14 protein-coding genes and 1 pseudogene are annotated in these 16,750 nt (G+C 71.0%); 8 read left to right on the top strand and 7 right to left on the bottom strand.

Translation table 11 applies throughout. The features are described 5' to 3' along the window. Nucleotides 1-2: 2 nt before the first annotated feature. The gene (locus MFF61_RS12100) at nucleotides 3-1,493 is read right to left on the bottom strand and encodes an amino acid permease (RefSeq protein ID WP_238235378.1); all 1,491 of its coding nucleotides are present in this window, start codon (nucleotides 1,491-1,493) and stop codon (nucleotides 3-5) included. A gap of 171 nt (nucleotides 1,494-1,664) precedes the next feature. Here MFF61_RS12100 and MFF61_RS12095 point away from each other — a divergent pair, with 171 nt between their 5' ends. Further along, nucleotides 1,665-1,970 (top strand): ribbon-helix-helix domain-containing protein, encoded by a 306-nt coding sequence (locus MFF61_RS12095; RefSeq protein ID WP_238235377.1) that lies wholly within the window; start codon nucleotides 1,665-1,667, stop codon nucleotides 1,968-1,970. Between the two features lie 12 nt (nucleotides 1,971-1,982). On the opposite strand, the gene MFF61_RS12090 is transcribed toward MFF61_RS12095, so the two are convergent. From MFF61_RS12090 to MFF61_RS12075, 4 genes are all read right to left on the bottom strand, one after another. Then, the gene (locus MFF61_RS12090) at nucleotides 1,983-2,366 is read right to left on the bottom strand and encodes a hypothetical protein (RefSeq protein ID WP_238235376.1); all 384 of its coding nucleotides are present in this window, start codon (nucleotides 2,364-2,366) and stop codon (nucleotides 1,983-1,985) included. Next, nucleotides 2,366-3,934: a GMC family oxidoreductase gene (locus MFF61_RS12085; protein WP_238235375.1), complete on the bottom strand. Its 1,569-nt coding sequence runs from the start codon at nucleotides 3,932-3,934 to the stop codon at nucleotides 2,366-2,368. Before MFF61_RS12085 ends, MFF61_RS12090 begins: the two co-directional genes overlap by 1 nt. 81 nt (nucleotides 3,935-4,015) lie before the next feature. After that, nucleotides 4,016-4,558 (bottom strand): twin-arginine translocation signal domain-containing protein, encoded by a 543-nt coding sequence (locus tag MFF61_RS12080; protein ID WP_238235374.1) that lies wholly within the window; start codon nucleotides 4,556-4,558, stop codon nucleotides 4,016-4,018. A 57-nt stretch (nucleotides 4,559-4,615) separates the two neighbouring features. After that, nucleotides 4,616-5,011 (bottom strand): VOC family protein, encoded by a 396-nt coding sequence (locus MFF61_RS12075; protein WP_238235373.1) that lies wholly within the window; start codon nucleotides 5,009-5,011, stop codon nucleotides 4,616-4,618. A gap of 240 nt (nucleotides 5,012-5,251) precedes the next feature. On the opposite strand from MFF61_RS12075, the gene lexA reads away from it, so the two are divergent. The 6 genes from lexA (at nucleotide 5,252) to MFF61_RS12045 (ending at nucleotide 13,334) form a co-directional block, all read left to right on the top strand. Next, nucleotides 5,252-5,974, top strand: a complete 723-nt coding sequence (gene lexA / locus MFF61_RS12070; protein ID WP_238235372.1) for a transcriptional repressor LexA — start codon at nucleotides 5,252-5,254, stop codon at nucleotides 5,972-5,974. Nucleotides 5,975-6,298: 324 nt separating this feature from the next. Next, nucleotides 6,299-7,396 (top strand): HD-GYP domain-containing protein, encoded by a 1,098-nt coding sequence (locus tag MFF61_RS12065; protein ID WP_238235371.1) that lies wholly within the window; start codon nucleotides 6,299-6,301, stop codon nucleotides 7,394-7,396. A 92-nt stretch (nucleotides 7,397-7,488) separates the two neighbouring features. Further along, entirely contained in the window at nucleotides 7,489-7,794 is a 306-nt protein-coding gene (locus MFF61_RS12060) for a hypothetical protein (protein WP_238235370.1), read from the top strand. A 350-nt stretch (nucleotides 7,795-8,144) separates the two neighbouring features. Beyond that, the gene (locus MFF61_RS12055; RefSeq protein WP_238235369.1) at nucleotides 8,145-9,863 is read left to right on the top strand and encodes an NAD(P)H-dependent oxidoreductase subunit E; all 1,719 of its coding nucleotides are present in this window, start codon (nucleotides 8,145-8,147) and stop codon (nucleotides 9,861-9,863) included. A 211-nt stretch (nucleotides 9,864-10,074) separates the two neighbouring features. Beyond that, on the top strand, nucleotides 10,075-12,858 hold the full coding sequence (gene fdhF, locus MFF61_RS12050) for a formate dehydrogenase subunit alpha (protein ID WP_373324684.1): 2,784 nt from the start codon (nucleotides 10,075-10,077) through the stop codon (nucleotides 12,856-12,858). A 233-nt stretch (nucleotides 12,859-13,091) separates the two neighbouring features. Then, nucleotides 13,092-13,334: a hypothetical protein gene (locus MFF61_RS12045; protein WP_238235368.1), complete on the top strand. Its 243-nt coding sequence runs from the start codon at nucleotides 13,092-13,094 to the stop codon at nucleotides 13,332-13,334. A gap of 48 nt (nucleotides 13,335-13,382) precedes the next feature. Here the strand turns inward: MFF61_RS12045 and MFF61_RS12040 are convergent, their stop codons facing one another. Both MFF61_RS12040 and MFF61_RS12035 read right to left on the bottom strand, forming a co-directional pair. Next, on the bottom strand, nucleotides 13,383-14,912 hold the full coding sequence (locus tag MFF61_RS12040; protein WP_238235367.1) for an undecaprenyl-phosphate glucose phosphotransferase: 1,530 nt from the start codon (nucleotides 14,910-14,912) through the stop codon (nucleotides 13,383-13,385). A 55-nt stretch (nucleotides 14,913-14,967) separates the two neighbouring features. Continuing rightward, complete coding sequence (locus MFF61_RS12035) at nucleotides 14,968-16,224, bottom strand: glycosyltransferase (RefSeq protein ID WP_238235366.1); 1,257 nt, start codon at nucleotides 16,222-16,224, stop codon at nucleotides 14,968-14,970. A gap of 312 nt (nucleotides 16,225-16,536) precedes the next feature. On the opposite strand from MFF61_RS12035, the pseudogene MFF61_RS12030 reads away from it, so the two are divergent. Next, nucleotides 16,537-16,750 (top strand): annotated as a pseudogene (locus MFF61_RS12030) (hypothetical protein); the annotation flags it as partial.

Genomic DNA, 16,750 nt, shown 5'->3' with positions numbered 1-16,750 from the left:
CGTCAGCGGGTGTGCGCCCCGCCGAGCGCCCGCTCGCGGCCGACCCGGCTGTGGCGGCGGCCGTAGCCGAAGTAGATGGCGAGCCCGATCGCCAGCCAGATCACCAGCCGCAGCCACGTCTCGCCGTCGAGGGACACCATCATGGCGAGGCAGACCACGATGCCGGCGATGGGCACGAAGGGCACCAGCGGCGTGCGGTAGCCCCGCTCCAGCTCCGGGTGGGTGCGCCGCATGATGATGACGCCCGCGCAGACGATCACGAAGGCGAGCAGCGTGCCGATGCTGGTCATGTGGCCGAGCTGGCTGATGGGCAGGAAGCCGCCGAGCAGGGCGGCCAGCACCATGAAGAACAGGTTCGAGCGGTAGGGCGTGCGCCACGTCGGGTGGATGGTGGCGAAGAAGCGCGGCAGCAGCCGGTCCTGCGCCATCGCGTAGAAGACCCGCGACTGGCCGTAGAGCAGCACCAGCATCACGGTGGTGAAGCCCGCGATGACGCCGAGCGTCACGAGGGTCTGAAGCCAGGGGAAGGGCGTCTGCTGGATCGCCGTGGCGACCGGCGCGGCATCGCCCTTCATGGCGTCGTAGCGCACGAGGCCTGTGAGCACCCCCGCGAAGGCGATGTAGAGCACGGTGCAGATCGCCAGCGAGCCGAGGATGCCGATCATCATGTTGCGCTGGGGGTTCTTCACCTCCTGGGCCGCCGTCGAGACCGCGTCGAAGCCGATATAGGCGAAGAACACCACGCCGGCCGCGCGCATGATCCCGCTCCAGCCGTACTCGCCGAAGGAGCCGGTGTTCTGCGGGATGAACGGCACGTAGTTCTGCGACTTCACGTAGAAGAAGCCGACCCCGATCACCGCGAGCACCACCGCGACCTTCACCACCACGATCACCGCGTTGACGCGGGCGGATTCGCGCACGCCGCGCACCAGCAGCAGCGAGATCACCACGAGGATCAGGGCGGCGGGCAGGTTGACGATCCCCTGCGCGGTGCTGCCGTCGGCGAGCGTCACGGTCTCGAAGGGCGAGTGGACCAGCCGGGCCGGCAGCGCGATGCCCCAGTCCTGCAGCAGGGTGACGACGTATTTCGACCAGCTCACCGAGACCGTGGCCGCGCCGACCGCGTATTCGAGCACGAGGTCCCAGCCGATGATCCAGGCGATGAACTCGCCCATGGTGGCGTAGGCGTAGGTGTAGGCGCTGCCCGAGACCGGGATCATGCTGGCGAGTTCGCTGTAGCACATGCCCGCGAAGGCGCAGCCGAGTGCCGCGATGGCGAAGGAGAGCACCACCGCCGGTCCCGCATGCTCGGCCGCCGCGATGCCGGTGAGCGAGAACAGGCCCGCCCCGATGATCGCCCCGATGCCGAGCCCGACGAGGCTCAGCGGCCCGAGCGTGCGGTGGAGCGCGTGCTCGCCCGCCGTCGCGTCCTCGGTCAGCCGCTCGATCGGCTTCCTGCGCCACAGCCCGCCCGCATCCGCTCCCCCCGCCATGGACCCGCGCCTCCCGCCGTCGTGGCTCGCCGGCTCAACGCGTCAGCGCCGCCGAGGTGGCACGGGCCGGCAAGAATCTTCCGCTGCGGCAGAACGGCCGACCGCCCTCGGTGCGGTTGCGGGACGCGGGGGGCTTTGTCTAGGCTCGTTCCAAAAGATGGAGGGAACCCCATGTGCCGCATCTTCGCGGAGCAGCCGCCGGAGAGCTACGCCTGCGAGACCCGGTCGCTGCGCATCGGCGGCCACTGCACCTCGCTGCGGCTGGAGGCCGCCTTCTGGACCATCCTGGAGGAGATCGCCCGCCAGGAGAGCCTGAGCGTCGCCAAGTTCGCCACCAAGCTGCACGACGAGGTGCTGGAGCGGCAGGGCGAGGTGCGCAACTTCGCCTCGCTCCTGCGCTGCTGCTGCCTGACCTACCTCGCGCAGCAGGGCGAGGCGGGCCGGTCGTCCCGGCCCGCCCTGATGGCGGCGGAGTAGAGGCCTGCGCGCTCAGCGCGGCGCCGTCCCGTCCGGCCGGTTGGAGGGCAGCCCGCCCGGCGCGTCCGGATAGGCGGTGCTCGGGACGCGGTCGGTGCGGCCGGCCGACGTGCTCGGCGTCGCGGTGCGGCTCGCATCGGCGGCGCCGGACGGGTCGGGCCGGCCCGGGCAGGGCCCGCCCGGCGGGCAGGGGGCCGCAACCGGGCGGGCGTCCCGCTCCGCGGCCGGGGTGCCGGCCGGGTTGTTGGGATAGGCCGCCGCGCCCCCGGCGGGAGCCGGCGGTCCGGCCGAAGTTCCTGCCGGGCTGGGCGAGCCCTGGGCGAGGTGGACCTCGGCGGCGGCCGGCGCCGCCGCGAGGCCCGCGAGCAGCAGGGCGGTGAGGGTGAGGCGGGCCATCAGATCTCCCGCCGCTGCATCGCGCCGGCGATGTGGTCGGCCTGACGCAGGGCCAGCGCCACGATGGTGAGCGTCGGATTGCAGGCGGCCCCGCTCGTGAACTGGCTGCCGTCCGAGACGAACAGGTTCTTCACGTCGTGGGTCTGGCCGAACCTGTTCACCACGCCGTCCCGCGGCTTCGCGCTCATGCGGTTCGTGCCCATGTTGTGGGTGCTCGGATAGGGCGGGGTCGGGTAGGTGACGGTGGCGCCCACCGCCTCGTAGACCGCCGCGCCCTGCCGGTAGGCGTGGTTGCGCATGGCGACGTCGTTGGGGTGGTCGTCGAAATGCACGTGCGCCACCGGCATCCCGTGCTTGTCCTTGACGGCGGGATCGAGGGTGATGCGGTTCGTCTCCTGCGGCATGTCCTCGCCGACGAGCCACATCCCGGCCATGCGCGGGTACTGCTCCATCGCGCTCGTGAAGGGGCGCCCCCAGCCGCCCGGGTTGAGGAAGGCGGCCATGAAGGGGATGCCGAGCGAGAGCGTCTCCATCTCGTAGCCGCCCGCGAAGCCGCGCTTCGGGTCATGATGCGCCTCGTCGCGGATGATGCCCGCCATGGTGGTGCCGCGGTACATGTGCACCGACTTCTCGAACACGCCGTAGACGCTGCCGGTCATGTGCCGCATGTAGTTGCGCCCGACCTGCCCCGAGGAGTTGGCGAGCCCGTCCGGGAAGAGGGTGGAGGCGCTGTTGAGGAGGAGCCGCGGGCTCTCGATGGAGTTGCCCGCCACCGCCACGATGCGGGCCTTCTGGCGCTGGAGCTGCCCCTTCTCATCCGCGTAGACGACGCCCGTGACCTTGCCGGCGGCGTCGTGCTCGATGCGGATCGCCATGCAGTTAGGGCGCACTTCGAGGTTGCCGGTCTCCTCGCCGCGGGGGATCTCGGCGATCAGGGTCGACCACTTCGCCCCCGACTTGCAGCCCTGGAAGCAGAAGCCGATCTGCTGGCAGGCGCCGCGGTCGTGGCGCTCCTCGCTGTTGATGGCCATCCGGCCCGTGTGCACCTCCTTGTAGCCGAGGCGGCGGGCGCCGGCCTCCAGCACCTTGAAGTTGTTATTCCCGGGCAGGCCCTTGATGCCGTTGGTGCGCGTCACGCCCATCCGGTCCTCGGCCTTCTCGTACCAGGGGTCGAGCTCCGCCCGGGTGATCGGCCAGTCGAGGAGGTTGGCGCCGGACATCGCTCCGTAATGGTCGCGGATGCGGAACTCGTGCTCCTCGAAGCGCAGGGACGCGCCGGCCCAGTGCACGGTCGAGCCGCCCACCGCCTTGACGATCCAGGCCGGGAGGTTGGGGAAGTCCCGCGCCACCCGCCAGGAGCCCGAGGTGGTGCGCATGTCGGTCCAGGCGAGCTGCGCGAAGCTCGCCCATTCGTCGTTGACGAAGTCCTCCATGTTGTGGCGGGCGCCCGCCTCCAGGATCACCGTCCTGATCCCCTTGAGCGCCAGTTCGGTGCCGAGCGTGCCCCCGCCCGCGCCCGAACCCACGATGACGACGAGCCCGTCGTCGTTGAGATCGAAAGTGGCCATGCTGTCCTCCGGTCGCGCCGGCGGTCCGCGCCTTCCGCGCCCTCCTGCCGCGCGTGAATGTCTCGGGTCGTGGCGGCCGGGTCAGACCTTCGGCAGCCAGTCGATGTCGTTGAAGCCGCGGTGGAGGTAGCCGCCCTTGTCGGCGGAGGGGCCCTCGTAGCCGAATTTCGGCCACAGCTCGGGCTGGTTGTAGAGGGAGACCACGAGGTCGGCCCGCAGCGCCTTGAAGAAGGGCGTGTGCTCGATCGCCTGGAGCAGGACGATGCGGTCGGCCTCCCAGCCGATCTGCGCGTAGGCGACCTTGTGGCGGGTGCGGGCATCCTCGTCGAGGCGGCGCAGGCCCTCCGTGAGGAGCTGCTTCGTCGCCGGGTCGCCCGCCGCCTTGCCGTCCCACGGCTTCACCGCGGCGATGTAGTAGGTGTCGGCCAGGAAATCGTGCGGGTAGATGTCCCGCGCCACCTTCACCAGCGTCTTGAGTTCCGCCGGCGACAGGGCGGCGCCGCCCTCCGCCCAGGCTTCCTCGACCGACAGGCCGGTGGCGATGGCGGCGACCGGGGCCGCCGCGGCCGCACTCTGCAGGAAGCTGCGCCGGCTCACCCGCCGGCGCGGATCGACTTCTCTCATCGGGCGTCTCCTCGTTATGGTCTTTTTTGGCGTGAGGCGTCTGCCGGCGCGGGGCAGTCAGCCGAAGCGGCCGCCCTTCTGGATGACTTCGATCTTGTAGCCGTCCGGATCGGTGGCGAAGAAGAACCGGGCGAGGGTGCGGCCCTGGTGCTGGAAATCCTTCACCGGCGTCGCGGGCAGGCCCTCGCGCGCGAAACGCGCATGCTCGGCATCGATGTCGTCCACCACCACGGCGAGATGGCCGTAGCCGTTGCCGATCTCGTAGGGGTCGGGCCGGTCGAAGTTGACCGTGAGTTCGAGTTCGAACGGCGAGGCGGGGTCGCGCAGGTAGACGAGCGCGAAGGTGTCGAACGCGAAGCGGTCGGCGACCTTCAGGCCGAAGGCGCGGGCATAATAGTCGCACGAGCGGGCCTCGTCGCGCACGCGGATCATGGAATGGACGGGCTTGGCCATCGCGGAAAAACGTCTCCTGGACTTGCAGCCGATGCCGGCGAGTCTGCACGCACCGATCGTAGCCCGCGGTCCGGGCCGCGGGTGGTAGCGGGCTGTTGCGGTCCGGTGCCGGCTCTGCCGCCGCAACCGCCCTACGACGCCGGAGACGCTGTCGAGCCGCTTGCGGAACACTTGAGGAACGCTTACCATGTTCGCGATTTGTTTCGATCGGCGTGCCCGCGCAGGCGATGAGAGTGACCCATGCTCACCCGTAAGCAGTTGGACCTGCTCCGCTTCATCCAGCAGCGGATGCGCGAGACGGGCGTCCCCCCGTCCTTCGACGAGATGAAGGACGCCCTCGACCTCAAGTCCAAATCGGGCATCCACCGCCTGATCACGGCGCTCGAGGAGCGGGGCTTCCTGCGCCGGCTGCCGAATCGCGCCCGGGCGATCGAGGTGATCCGCCTGCCCGAGACGGTGAGCGCGCCCTCCGCCGAGGTGGTGCGGTTCAACCCGAGCGTGGTCGAAGGCGGTCGCGCCAAGGAGCCGCCGGCCAAGCCCGCCATGCCGGCCGGGGTGGCGGTGGACGATCACCGGGCAGGCTCCGTGGCCATCCCGGTGATGGGCCGCATCGCCGCCGGTACACCGATCTCGGCGATCCAGTCCCAGAGCCGCAGCGTGGCGATGTCGCCCGACTTCCTGGCCGGCGGCGAGCATTACGCGCTCGAAGTGCGCGGCGACTCGATGATCGAGGCGGGCATCCTCGACGGAGACCTCGTGGTGATCCGCCGCCAGGACACGGCCAATACCGGCGACATCGTGGTGGCGCTGATCGACGACGAGGAGGCCACGCTCAAGCGCCTGCGCCGCCGCGGCTCGTCGATCGCCCTGGAGGCCGCCAATCCGGCCTACGAGACGCGCGTGCTCGGCCCCGACCGGGTGCGCATCCAGGGCCGGCTCGTCAGCCTGATCCGCAAGTACTGACCATTCCGCTCCGGCTGCCCGCACGGGGCATGGTGACAATCGCAAGGCCTGCGCGAAGTCCCGCGCGGGCCTTCGGCATGTCTGGACATCGTCGGACCGAGATGCGTTGTGCCGCAGGGGCGCGCACGGATGCGAACGACTCCGTCCCCCCGGCTCTGCGACGCTGGCGCACCTGACCTTGGGGTTGCTGGGACGCAATCCAGCCGCCGCTCGAAGGATGACCGCCGCGGCGACAGGAAAACTTAACCGCCGCACCGATACTGTCCTGAGGAGCGTGGAGAACCCTGGGCGTGCCGGCCGGTCTGCCATGCACTGATGAAGGCGATGCGGAACGCACCAATGCCCGACGGCTTCATCCTCCTGGTCTCGGACGATCCCAAGAAGGCCCACTCGCTCGCCCACAGCATCACCTGCCATCTGCCCTGCCGCGTGGCGGCACCCGGCCAGCGCCGTCCGGCCGGCACCGTGCTGGCGGTGGTGCTCGACGTCGCGCTCGACGATCCGTCCATCCTGGCGAGCCTGCGCGGCCTGATGAGCCACGTGCGGGCCTGCGCGCGGCCGTGCCTGTACCTCGCGCGCGATCTGACGTCGGCCACGCTCGCCAGGGCGCGCGCCCTCGGGGCCTCCCGCATCCTGCCGCCCTTCACCTCCCGCGCGGTCCTGTCGGCCGCCCTCATCGACCTCGTTCAGCTGTGCGCCGCCGAGCGCGCGCGGGAGCCGGGGGTGCAGATCCGCGCCCAGGCCGTCGAGGCCTGCGCGCTCGTCACCGGCCTGTTCGATGCCGCCGGGTCGGGCCGGGCGCTGTCCCACGAGGATGTCGAGGCCGGCACCGAGATCGTCCTCGACGCGATCTCGGAGGCCGGGATCCAGGCGTGGCTGGAGACGATCTGGTCGCACCAGAGCGAGGTCTACCAGCATTCCCTCAGCGTGGCGGGCCACGCGGCGATCTTCGCGAGCGTCCTCGGCTTCCGCCGCAGCGACCAGCACCGCCTCGCCCGGGCGGCCCTGCTGCACGACGTCGGCAAGGCGAAGATCCCGCGCGCCATTCTCGTCAAGCCGAGCAGCCTGACGCCGGACGAACTCGCGACCATGCGCCGGCACCCAGCCATCGGGGCGGACCTGCTGGCGGCGCAGCCCGGCTTCGACGCCGAGACCCTCGACGTCGTGCGCCATCACCACGAGCTGCTCGACGGCTCCGGCTATCCGGACGGGCTCCAGGGCCGGGAGATCACCGACCTCGTCCGCCTCGTCACGATCTGCGACATCTACTCGGCGCTGACCGAGCGCCGCCCCTACCGCGCCCCGTTGCGAGCGGCGGAGGCCTGGAGCGTGATGGAGCAGATGGGCGGCAAGCTCGACGCCGCGCTCCTCAAGGCCTTCCGCTCGACCGTGACCGACCTCCGCACCGCCTCCGCCGCGTGACGGCCCAGGGGACGACACCAGGGACGACACCTTGGGGGGCTAAACCTCGGGGACGAAAGCGGCCGCGGCGCGTTTCCTCCGCGGGAGGAGCCATGATGCCGACGAACCCGGAGACCCCGCATCCCGATTGGCCGCGCCGCATCGCGCAGGCCTATCTCGCCGGGGTGCGGCCGCCTCTGACGCCGCGCATGGCGGAGGACCTGCTCGGGCGGCTCGCCGAGGCTCTGCACGGCGGCGAGGCACCGCGGCAGGCCGCCAACGCCGCCCTCGACGCCTTCGAGGCCGAGCTGAACGCGGTGGCCGGGCCGCGGGTGGCGGAACTCGACGCGGCCGGTCACGTCACGATGGGCCACCGCTCCGAAGCCGGCCGTCCGCTGCGGACCTTCGGCGGACAGTGAACCGCCCGCCGCCTCGCGCGAATCCGGCCTCTCGCGGCGGCTCGGCGCCTCAAGGGGCGACACGGATGTGCGCCGAAGCCATTCCTGCAGGACGCGTCTCCTGCGAAGGGAGTCCTGCGACGTCTTGGACCTTGGTCGAAGACCGCCTACCCTGACGACGACGGGCCGGAACCTTATTCTCGGACCCCGTGAGAGGGACGGTTCGTCGCGTCGGGCGCGGCGATCGGAACCGGGCGCTGGCCCCCGGTCCCCCGCCTCCACCGCCGCCCCCTAAGCCCGGGATCCTGACTCCCTATGCGCTTGCTCGCGCCGCTGCTTGTATTTTGTATGCCAGATGATACGGTGAGGCCATGAGCCAGCACGACGTCACGCGCGTTCAGCGCTTCGATCATCCGGGACGCGGACGCGAGCGGGCGAGGCCCGTCCCGAAGGGCCGCCAAGTGGATCCGCGCGCCAAGGCCGAAATTGCAGGCCTCCTCGGCGAGGCGTCTCGGCAACGCGACCTCCTGATCGAGCACCTGCATCGGATCCAGGACACCTACGGCCAGATCAGCGCTCCCCATCTCGCGGCGCTCGCCGACGAGATGGGGCTCGCCTTCGCGGAGGTGTTCGAGACCGCAACCTTCTACGCCCATTTCGACGTGGTGAAGGAGGGCGAGACCCCGGTGCCGGCGCTCACCGTGCGGGTCTGCGACAGCCTGACCTGCGCGATGCACGGCGCCGAGGACCTGCTGGCGGCGCTCCAGGCCGAGATCGGCGGGCAGGTGCGGGTGGTACGCGCACCCTGCGTGGGCCTGTGCGACCACGCCCCGGCGGCGGAGGTCGGCCACAATTTCCTGCACCGCGCCACGCCCGAGAGCGTCAAGGCGGCGGTCGCGGCAGGCGACACCCACGCGCACATCCCGGACTACGTCGATTACGACGCCTACCGGGCGGGCGGCGGCTACGCGACGCTGGAACGCCTGCGCTCCGGCGACCTCACGGTTGATCAGGTGCTGGCGATCCTCGACGACGGCTCGCTGCGGGGCCTCGGCGGGGCGGGCTTCCCCACGGGACGCAAGTGGCGCTCGGTGCGCGGCGAGCCCGGGCCGCGCCTGATGGCCGTCAACGGCGACGAGGGCGAGCCCGGCACCTTCAAGGACCAGCTCTATCTCAACACCGACCCGCACCGCTTCCTCGAAGGGACGCTGATCGGCGCCCACGTGGTCGAGGCGGAGGAGGTCTACCTCTACATCCGCGACGAATACCCGATCGCCCGCGAGATCCTGGCGCGCGAGATCGCCAAGCTGCCGCCGGGAGGGCCGCGCCTTCACCTGCGGCGCGGGGCCGGGGCCTATATCTGCGGCGAGGAATCCTCGCTGATCGAGAGCCTGGAGGGCAAGCGCGGCCTGCCGCGCCACAAGCCGCCCTTCCCGTTCCAGGTCGGCCTGTTCGGCCGCCCGACGCTGATCAACAACGTCGAGACGCTCTACTGGGTGCGCGACCTGATCGAGAAGGGCGCGGCGTGGTGGAAGAGCCATGGGCGCAACGGCCGCACCGGCCTGCGCTCGTACTCGGTCTCGGGCCGCGTGAAGGAACCCGGCGTCAAGCTCGCGCCGGCCGGCGTCACCATCCGCGAACTCATCGAGGAGTTCTGCGGCGGCATGGCCGAGGGGCACAGCTTCGCGGCCTATCTGCCGGGCGGCGCCTCGGGCGGCATCCTGCCGGCCTCGATGGACGACATCCCGCTCGATTTCGGCACCCTCGAGAAGTACGGCTGCTTCATCGGCTCGGCCGCCGTGGTGGTGCTCTCGGATCAGGACGACGTGCGCGGGGCGGCGCTCAACCTGATGCGCTTCTTCGAGGACGAGTCCTGCGGCCAGTGCACACCCTGCCGGGTCGGAACCCAGAAGGCCCGCATGCTGATGGAGCACGGGGTCTGGGACACCGACCTCCTCGGCGAACTCTCGGCCTGCATGCGCGACGCCTCGATCTGCGGCCTGGGGCAGGCGGCCTCGAACCCGCTCACCAGCGTCATCAAGTATTTCCCGGACCTGTTTCCGACGCCGCGGCCCATGGCGGCCGAGTAGCGCGGCGGGCCGGACAAGCGAAAGCGACCCCATGAGCAGCGGTACCCAGATCAGCAAGCCGGCCGGCGGCGATCCCCTCGTCACCGGTCCCGCCGGTCCGCAGGATGCGGGCGGCACGGGCGGCGCCGCGCAGGGCGGCGCCTACTCGCAAGGGCAGAAGTCCGGCGGGCAGGCGGGACCCGCCCCGAGCGGGACGGCGGGCCTGCGCGAGATGCCGGCCGGCATCCCGGGCGTGGTGTTCGAACTCGACGGGCAGACCGTCGAGGCGCGGCCCGGCGAGACCCTGTGGGAGGTCTCCCGGCGCCTCGGCACGCATATCCCGCATCTCTGCCACAAGCCCGCCCCGGGCTACCGGCCGGACGGCAATTGCCGCGCCTGCATGGTCGAGATCGAGGGCGAGCGCGTGCTCGCCGCCTCCTGCAAGCGCGTGCCGGCCGTCGGCATGAAGGTGAAGACCCAGAGCGACCGGGCGGTGAAGTCCCGCGCCATGGTCATGGAGCTGCTGGTCGCCGACCAGCCGGAGCGCGCGACCTCCCACGACCCGGATTCCCACTTCTGGGCCCAGGCCGATTGTGCCGGCGTGACCGAGAGCCGCTTCCCCTCCGAGGAGCGCTGGCACCCGGATTCGAGCCACCCGGCGATGCGGGTCAATCTCGACGCCTGCATCCAGTGCAATCTCTGCGTCCGGGCCTGCCGCGAGGTCCAGGTCAACGACGTCATCGGCATGGCCTACCGCAATGCCGACGCCAAGGTGGTGTTCGACTTCGACGACCCGATGGGCCAGTCGACCTGCGTGGCCTGCGGCGAGTGCGTGCAGGCCTGCCCGACCGGCGCCCTGATGCCCGCCGCCTACCTCAACGACGCGCAGGAGCGCGTCGTCTATCCGGACCGCACGGTCGATTCCCTCTGCCCCTATTGCGGCGTCGGCTGTCAGGTCTCCTACAAGGTCAAGGACGAGCGCATCGTCTACGCGGAGGGCAAGGACGGCCCGGCCAACCGCAACCGGCTCTGCGTGAAGGGCCGCTTCGGCTTCGATTACGTCCACCACCCCCACCGGCTGACGGCGCCGCTGATCCGCCTGGACAACGTGCCCAAGCACGTCAACGACCAAGTCGATCCGGCCAATCCCTGGACGCATTTCCGCGAGGCGACCTGGGAGGAGGCGCTGGAGCGCGCCGCGGGCGGCCTGCGCGCCATCCGCGACACGCACGGCCGCGGCGCGCTGGCGGGCTTCGGCTCCGCCAAGGGCTCGAACGAAGAGGCCTACCTGTTCCAGAAGCTGGTGCGGCTCGGCTTCGGCACCAACAACGTCGACCATTGCACCCGGCTCTGCCACGCCTCCTCGGTGGCGGCCCTGATGGAGGGGCTGAACTCGGGCGCCGTGAGCGCCCCGTTCTCGGCCGCCCTCGACGCCGAGGTGATCGTCATCATCGGCGCCAACCCGACCGTGAACCACCCGGTCGCCGCCACCTTCATCAAGAACGCCGTCAAGGAGCGCGGCGCCAAGCTGATCATCATGGATCCGCGGCGTCAGGTCCTGTCGCGCCACGCCTACCGGCACCTCGCCTTCAAGCCGGGCTCCGACGTGGCGATGCTGAACGCGATGCTCAACGTGATCATCGAGGAGGGCCTCACCGATCAGCAGTACATCGCCGGCTACACCGAGAACTTCGACACGCTGAAGGAGCGCATCCGCGAGTTCACGCCCGAGCGGATGGAGAAGGTCTGCGGCATCCCGGCCGAGACCCTGCGCGAGGTCGCCCGCCTCTACGCCCGCTCGCGCGCCTCGATCATCTTCTGGGGCATGGGGGTGAGCCAGCACGTCCACGGCACGGACAATTCCCGCTGCCTGATCGCGCTCGCGCTCACCACCGGCCAGATCGGCCGCCCCGGCACCGGGCTGCACCCGCTGCGCGGCCAGAACAACGTGCAGGGCGCCTCCGACGCCGGCCTGATCCCGATGGTCTATCCCGATTACCAATCCGTCGAGAAGGCGGCGGTGCGGGAGCTGTTCGAGACCTTCTGGGGCCAGTCGCTCGACCCCAAGCAGGGCCTCACCGTCGTCGAGATCATGAAGGCGATCCACGCCGGGCAGATCCGGGGCATGTACGTCGAGGGCGAGAACCCGGCGATGTCGGACCCCGACCTCAACCACGCCCGCGAGGCGCTGGCCAAGCTCGACCATCTCGTGGTGCAGGACCTCTTCCTCACCGAGACCGCCTTCCACGCCGATGTGGTCCTGCCGGCCTCGGCCTTCGCCGAGAAGGCCGGCACCTTCACCAACACCGACCGGCGGGTGCAGATGGCCCGCCCGGTGGTGCCCCCGCCCGGGGACGCGCGCCAGGATTGGTGGATCATCCAGGAAATGGCCCGGGGCCTCGGCCTGTCGTGGGACTACCGCGGCCCCGCCGACGTCTTCGCCGAGATGGCGCAGGTGATGCCTTCCCTCAAGAACATCACCTGGGAGCGGGTGGAGCGCGAGGGTGCGGTGACCTACCCGGTGGACGCGCCCGACGAGCCCGGCCACGAGATCATCTTCTACGCCGGCTTCCCCACCGAGAGCGGCCGGGCGAAGATCGTGCCCGCCGCGATCGTGCCCCCGGACGAGGTGCCCGACACCGAATTCCCGATGGTGCTCTCCACGGGCCGGGTGCTGGAGCACTGGCATACCGGCTCCATGACGCGGCGGGCCGGGATCCTCGACGCGATCGAGCCCGAGGCGATGGCGCTGATGGGGCCGCGGGAACTCGGCCGTCTCGGCCTCGTGCCGGGCGACCGGGTGCGGCTGGAGACGCGGCGCGGTGCCGTGGAGGTGAAGGTGCGCTCCGACCGCGACGTGCCGGACGGCATGGTGTTCATGCCCTTCTGCTACGCCGAGGCGGCCGCCAATCTCCTCACCAACCCGGCGCTGGACCCGATGGGCAAGATCCCGGAATTCAAGTTCTGCGCGGCCCGGGTCGTGCCCGCGGTCGCGACCTCGATCGCCGCCGAATAGCGCCGCCGGGCGCCGCTCCGGCGGCGCCCGGCCCCGCTCGCGCGGCGATCCGTTCGGTGCGCCCTGCAGGCCTTCGCTCCGGCACAGGGTCCGGTCGACCGGCAGATGGTCGGGACATCCGGCGAGCCGTCGACTTGATTTTGTGAATGGCAGACCGCCCGAACTGGCATGAGGAATGCCGGAGTGACCGGGACCCGGCATCGCCGGCCGGCTCAGGGGAGGGTCCGCCGCCCATGAAAGCTGCGCTGCTCGTCGCGCTGTCGCTCATCCAGCCGGCACATTCGTGGTATCCCTACGAGTGCTGCTCCGACCATGATTGCGAACCGGTGCAGGACGCCGTGGAGGTGCCGGGCGGCTACCAGACCCACGGCATCTTCGTGCCGTTGTCCAAGGTCCGGCCGAGCAAGGACGGCAACTTCCACTGGTGCCACCGCGGCGACTACGTCTTCTGCTTCTTCGCGCCGCTCGCGGGGTGAGGGGAGCGGCTCAACGGCCCGATGCGTCGGCATCCTGGGCCGTTGATGTCAGTAGGCGTTCTCGGCCTTGAGTAGCGCGAAGGGCGTCTTGGCCAGGATGCGCAGGTCGAACAGCACCGACCAGTTCTCGATGTAGTAGAGGTCGTGCTCGACGCGGCGCTGGATCTTCTCGCTGGTGTCGGTCTCGCCGCGCCAGCCGTTGATCTGCGCCCAGCCGGTCAGCCCCGGCTTGACCTTGTGGCGTGCGAAGTAGCCGTCGACGACCTGATCGTAGAGCGTGTTGGCGGCCTTGGCCTGGAGCGCGTGCGGACGGGGACCGACGAGGGAGAGGTCGCCCTTCAGCACGTTGAAGAGCTGCGGCAGTTCGTCGAGCGAGGTCCTGCGGATGAAGCGCCCGACCGGGGTCACCCGCGGGTCGCCCTTGGTGACGAGTCTGGCGGCACCCGCATCGCTCTGGTCGACGTACATCGAGCGGAACTTGTAGACCTCGATCAGCTCGTTGTTGAAGCCGTAGCGCTTCTGCCGGAAGAACACCGGCCCGCGCGAGGTCAGCTTCACGGCGAGCGCCACCGCGATCATGACGGGCGCGAAGCCGATGAGCATCAGGCCGCCGACCACGCGGTCGAACAGGCTCTTCACCACCACGTCCCAGTCGGCGATCGGCTTGTCGAAGACGTCGAGCACCGGCACGGAGCCGAGATAGGAGTAGGAGCGCGGGCGCAGGCGCAGCTTGCTCGCATGGGCCGAGAGGCGGATGTCGATCGGCAGCACCCAGAGCTTCGACAGCATCGCCAGGATGCGGCCCTCGGCGGAGATCGGCAGGGTGAACACGATCAGGTCGAGCCGCGTGTGGCGGGCATAGGTCACGAGGTCGCTCACGGTGCCGAGCTTGGGATAGCCCGCCACCACGTCGGCCGAGCGCCCGTCGTTGCGGTCGTCGAACACGCCGACGATGCGGATGCCGGAATCGCTTTGATGCTCCAGGGAGCGGATCAGCGCCTCGGCGGACTCGCCGCCGCCCACGATGGCGGTGCGCCGGTCGAACCGGCCCCGGCGCATCTGCGTGCCGATGATCAGGGACAGCACCAGCCGCTCGGTGAGCAGCACGCTCAGGCCCGCGAGATAGAACGTGCCGAGCCACAGCCGCGAGTAGTGATCACCGAGCTTGGCGAAGAACACGACCGTGCCGGCCATCAGGAACACCAGCGACCAGCCGACCACGACGCGCATGCCGGCGGTGAAGAACGCCCGGAGGGCGCGGATCCCGTAGGTTCCGGCAGACTGCAGCACCGCCACGGTGAGCACCGCGAGCCCGCCGATGGCCGCCAGATAGACGTGGTTGAGCGGCACCACGCCGCCCAGCACCGCCGCATGGACCACAAGGCCGGTCGCCGCCACCAGGACCAGCTCGGCGAGGCGCACGCAGCCCGCCACGACGACCGGCGAGAGCGGCGCATCGGCGCGCGGCGGAACGAGGTTCTCGGCCGGCGGCATCGCGCCGCGCGCGGGAGCCGGCCCGGCCCCCGCCTCCTGGGCGGCGGCCGTCTTCAGGATGTCGCGGACGTCGAACGCGCTCATGACGTGGATCCGGCTGAGGTCGGGGCGGACGGCTCGGGGGTGACGGCCGCGGGGGTCAGCGGCGCGACGGTGCGGGCGCGCCCGGGACGGGCAGGGCGCCGGCCCGCTGTGCGTGGGCGGCGGCGTAGCCGGCGAGCACCCCGTCGGCCATGCGCTGCATGGAGAAGCGGGTACGAATGAAGGCGCTGAGCCCCGCCGCCTCGCCCTGGCGCTCTGTCTCGGGCTGGTCGAGCTTGCGCATCACCGCGAGGGCGAGGGCCTCCACGTCCCGGGGCGGCACCAGCGCGCCGGCCGCGGGGCCGAAGATCTCCGGGATGCCGCCGACCGTCGTGGCGACGAGCGGCTGGGCCGCGGCGGCGGCCTCCAGCACGACGTAGGGCAGTGATTCGGCGAAGGAGGGCACCACCATCACGCGGCCGCGGCAGAGGGCCGAGCGGATCGCCTGGGGCGGCTCGAAGCGGATCGCCCCGGAGAGCCCGAGGCGGTCGGCGCGTGCCTTCAGGGCGGCCTCGTCCGGCCCGGATCCGACCACCAGCAGGGTCAGGCGGCGGTCGAAGGCGTGGCGCAGGCGCGCCAGCGCCTCGAACAGCACCGGCACCCCCTTCGCGTCCCGCAACTCGCCGATATAGACGAGGTCGAAGGGGTCCGGTGCGCGATCGATCGGTGCGAATTCGGAAGCGTCGATGCCGTTGGGCACGATGCGCACCAGCCGGTCGGTCTCGCCCACGAAGGCCCGGTAGCGCCCGGCGATGTACTCGCTCTCGAACAGGAAGACGTCGGTGCGCCGGGAGAGCGCCGCCTCGGCGGCCATGTAGACCTGGTGCAGGGCGCTGCCCGGCCGGTAGTTGAAGCTGCCGCCGTGCGGCGTGTAGGCGCGGACCGGATCGGCCACCCCGCGCGGCGCCACCGCGATGCGGGCGAACAGGCCGCCCTTCGAGCCGTGCCCGTGCAGCACGGTCGGCGCCGTGCGGCCCATGAGCCGGTACAGGCCCGCGACCGCCGCGAGGTCGCGCGGGTGCGGGTTGCGCCGCATCGGCACCCGGGTGAGGCCGAGCGCGAGGCGGGGGGTGAGGTCGGCCAGCACCGCCGCGGCGCGCTCGCCCCCGGTGCTCGCATCGCAGAAGAAGCCGACCTCGTGGCCCGCCGCGATCTGCAGCCGGGCGACGTCGAGGACATGGCGGAACAGCCCGCCCACCGGGGCCCGGAAAACGTGCAGGATGCGCTCGCGCCGGGCCGGTGCCGGGTGGGGGGCCTGCGCATCCGGATCCGGGACCGGAACGACATCGACAGGACGAAGGTGAGGCGCGGCCACGGGGATTCTCCGCAACGCAGGACGTCTGATGCGAGGCCGTCTCTTCATCAAGACAGGACCGGTTCGTTGGTCGAACCTCGCGTCTCGTCTTGTGGAGGCGGCCGCGTCGACGGGGGGTTAAATGCCGTCAGCTCCCGTGATCCGGATGCGGCGGTGGTTAAGGGCTGCTCAATGCGACGGCGCGATGCCGAGCCGTCTCGCGGTGGCTCGCCATCGCGTCGCCCGCCTTGCGGCTCAAGCTGCGCCGGGTCGCACCGGACGATGCGACACGTCCTGCCCCCGGCTCGCTCGCCTTCTCAGACCCGGACTGCCATGCGCCGCATCCTGCCCGCTTTCGCTTCCCTGCTCCTCGCCGCCGCGTCGCCCGCCCGGGAGGCCGCGCCGCCGGTCTCGGCCGATCCCGTCGTGCCGCAGGCACCCGCCCGCGTCCCCTATCTGGCGGCCGGGACGCTCGACACCCGGGCGATCCTGCCCCCGCCGCCCAAGACCGCCTCGGCATCCGTGCCGGTCTTGGGCGGCGGGGGCA

The sequence above is a fragment of the Methylobacterium isbiliense genome (assembly GCF_022179325.1).
GTDB classification, from domain to species: Bacteria; Pseudomonadota; Alphaproteobacteria; order Rhizobiales; family Beijerinckiaceae; genus Methylobacterium; species Methylobacterium isbiliense.
Note: the sequence above shows the minus strand (reverse complement) of the source record. Positions and strands in the feature narration are given on the sequence as shown.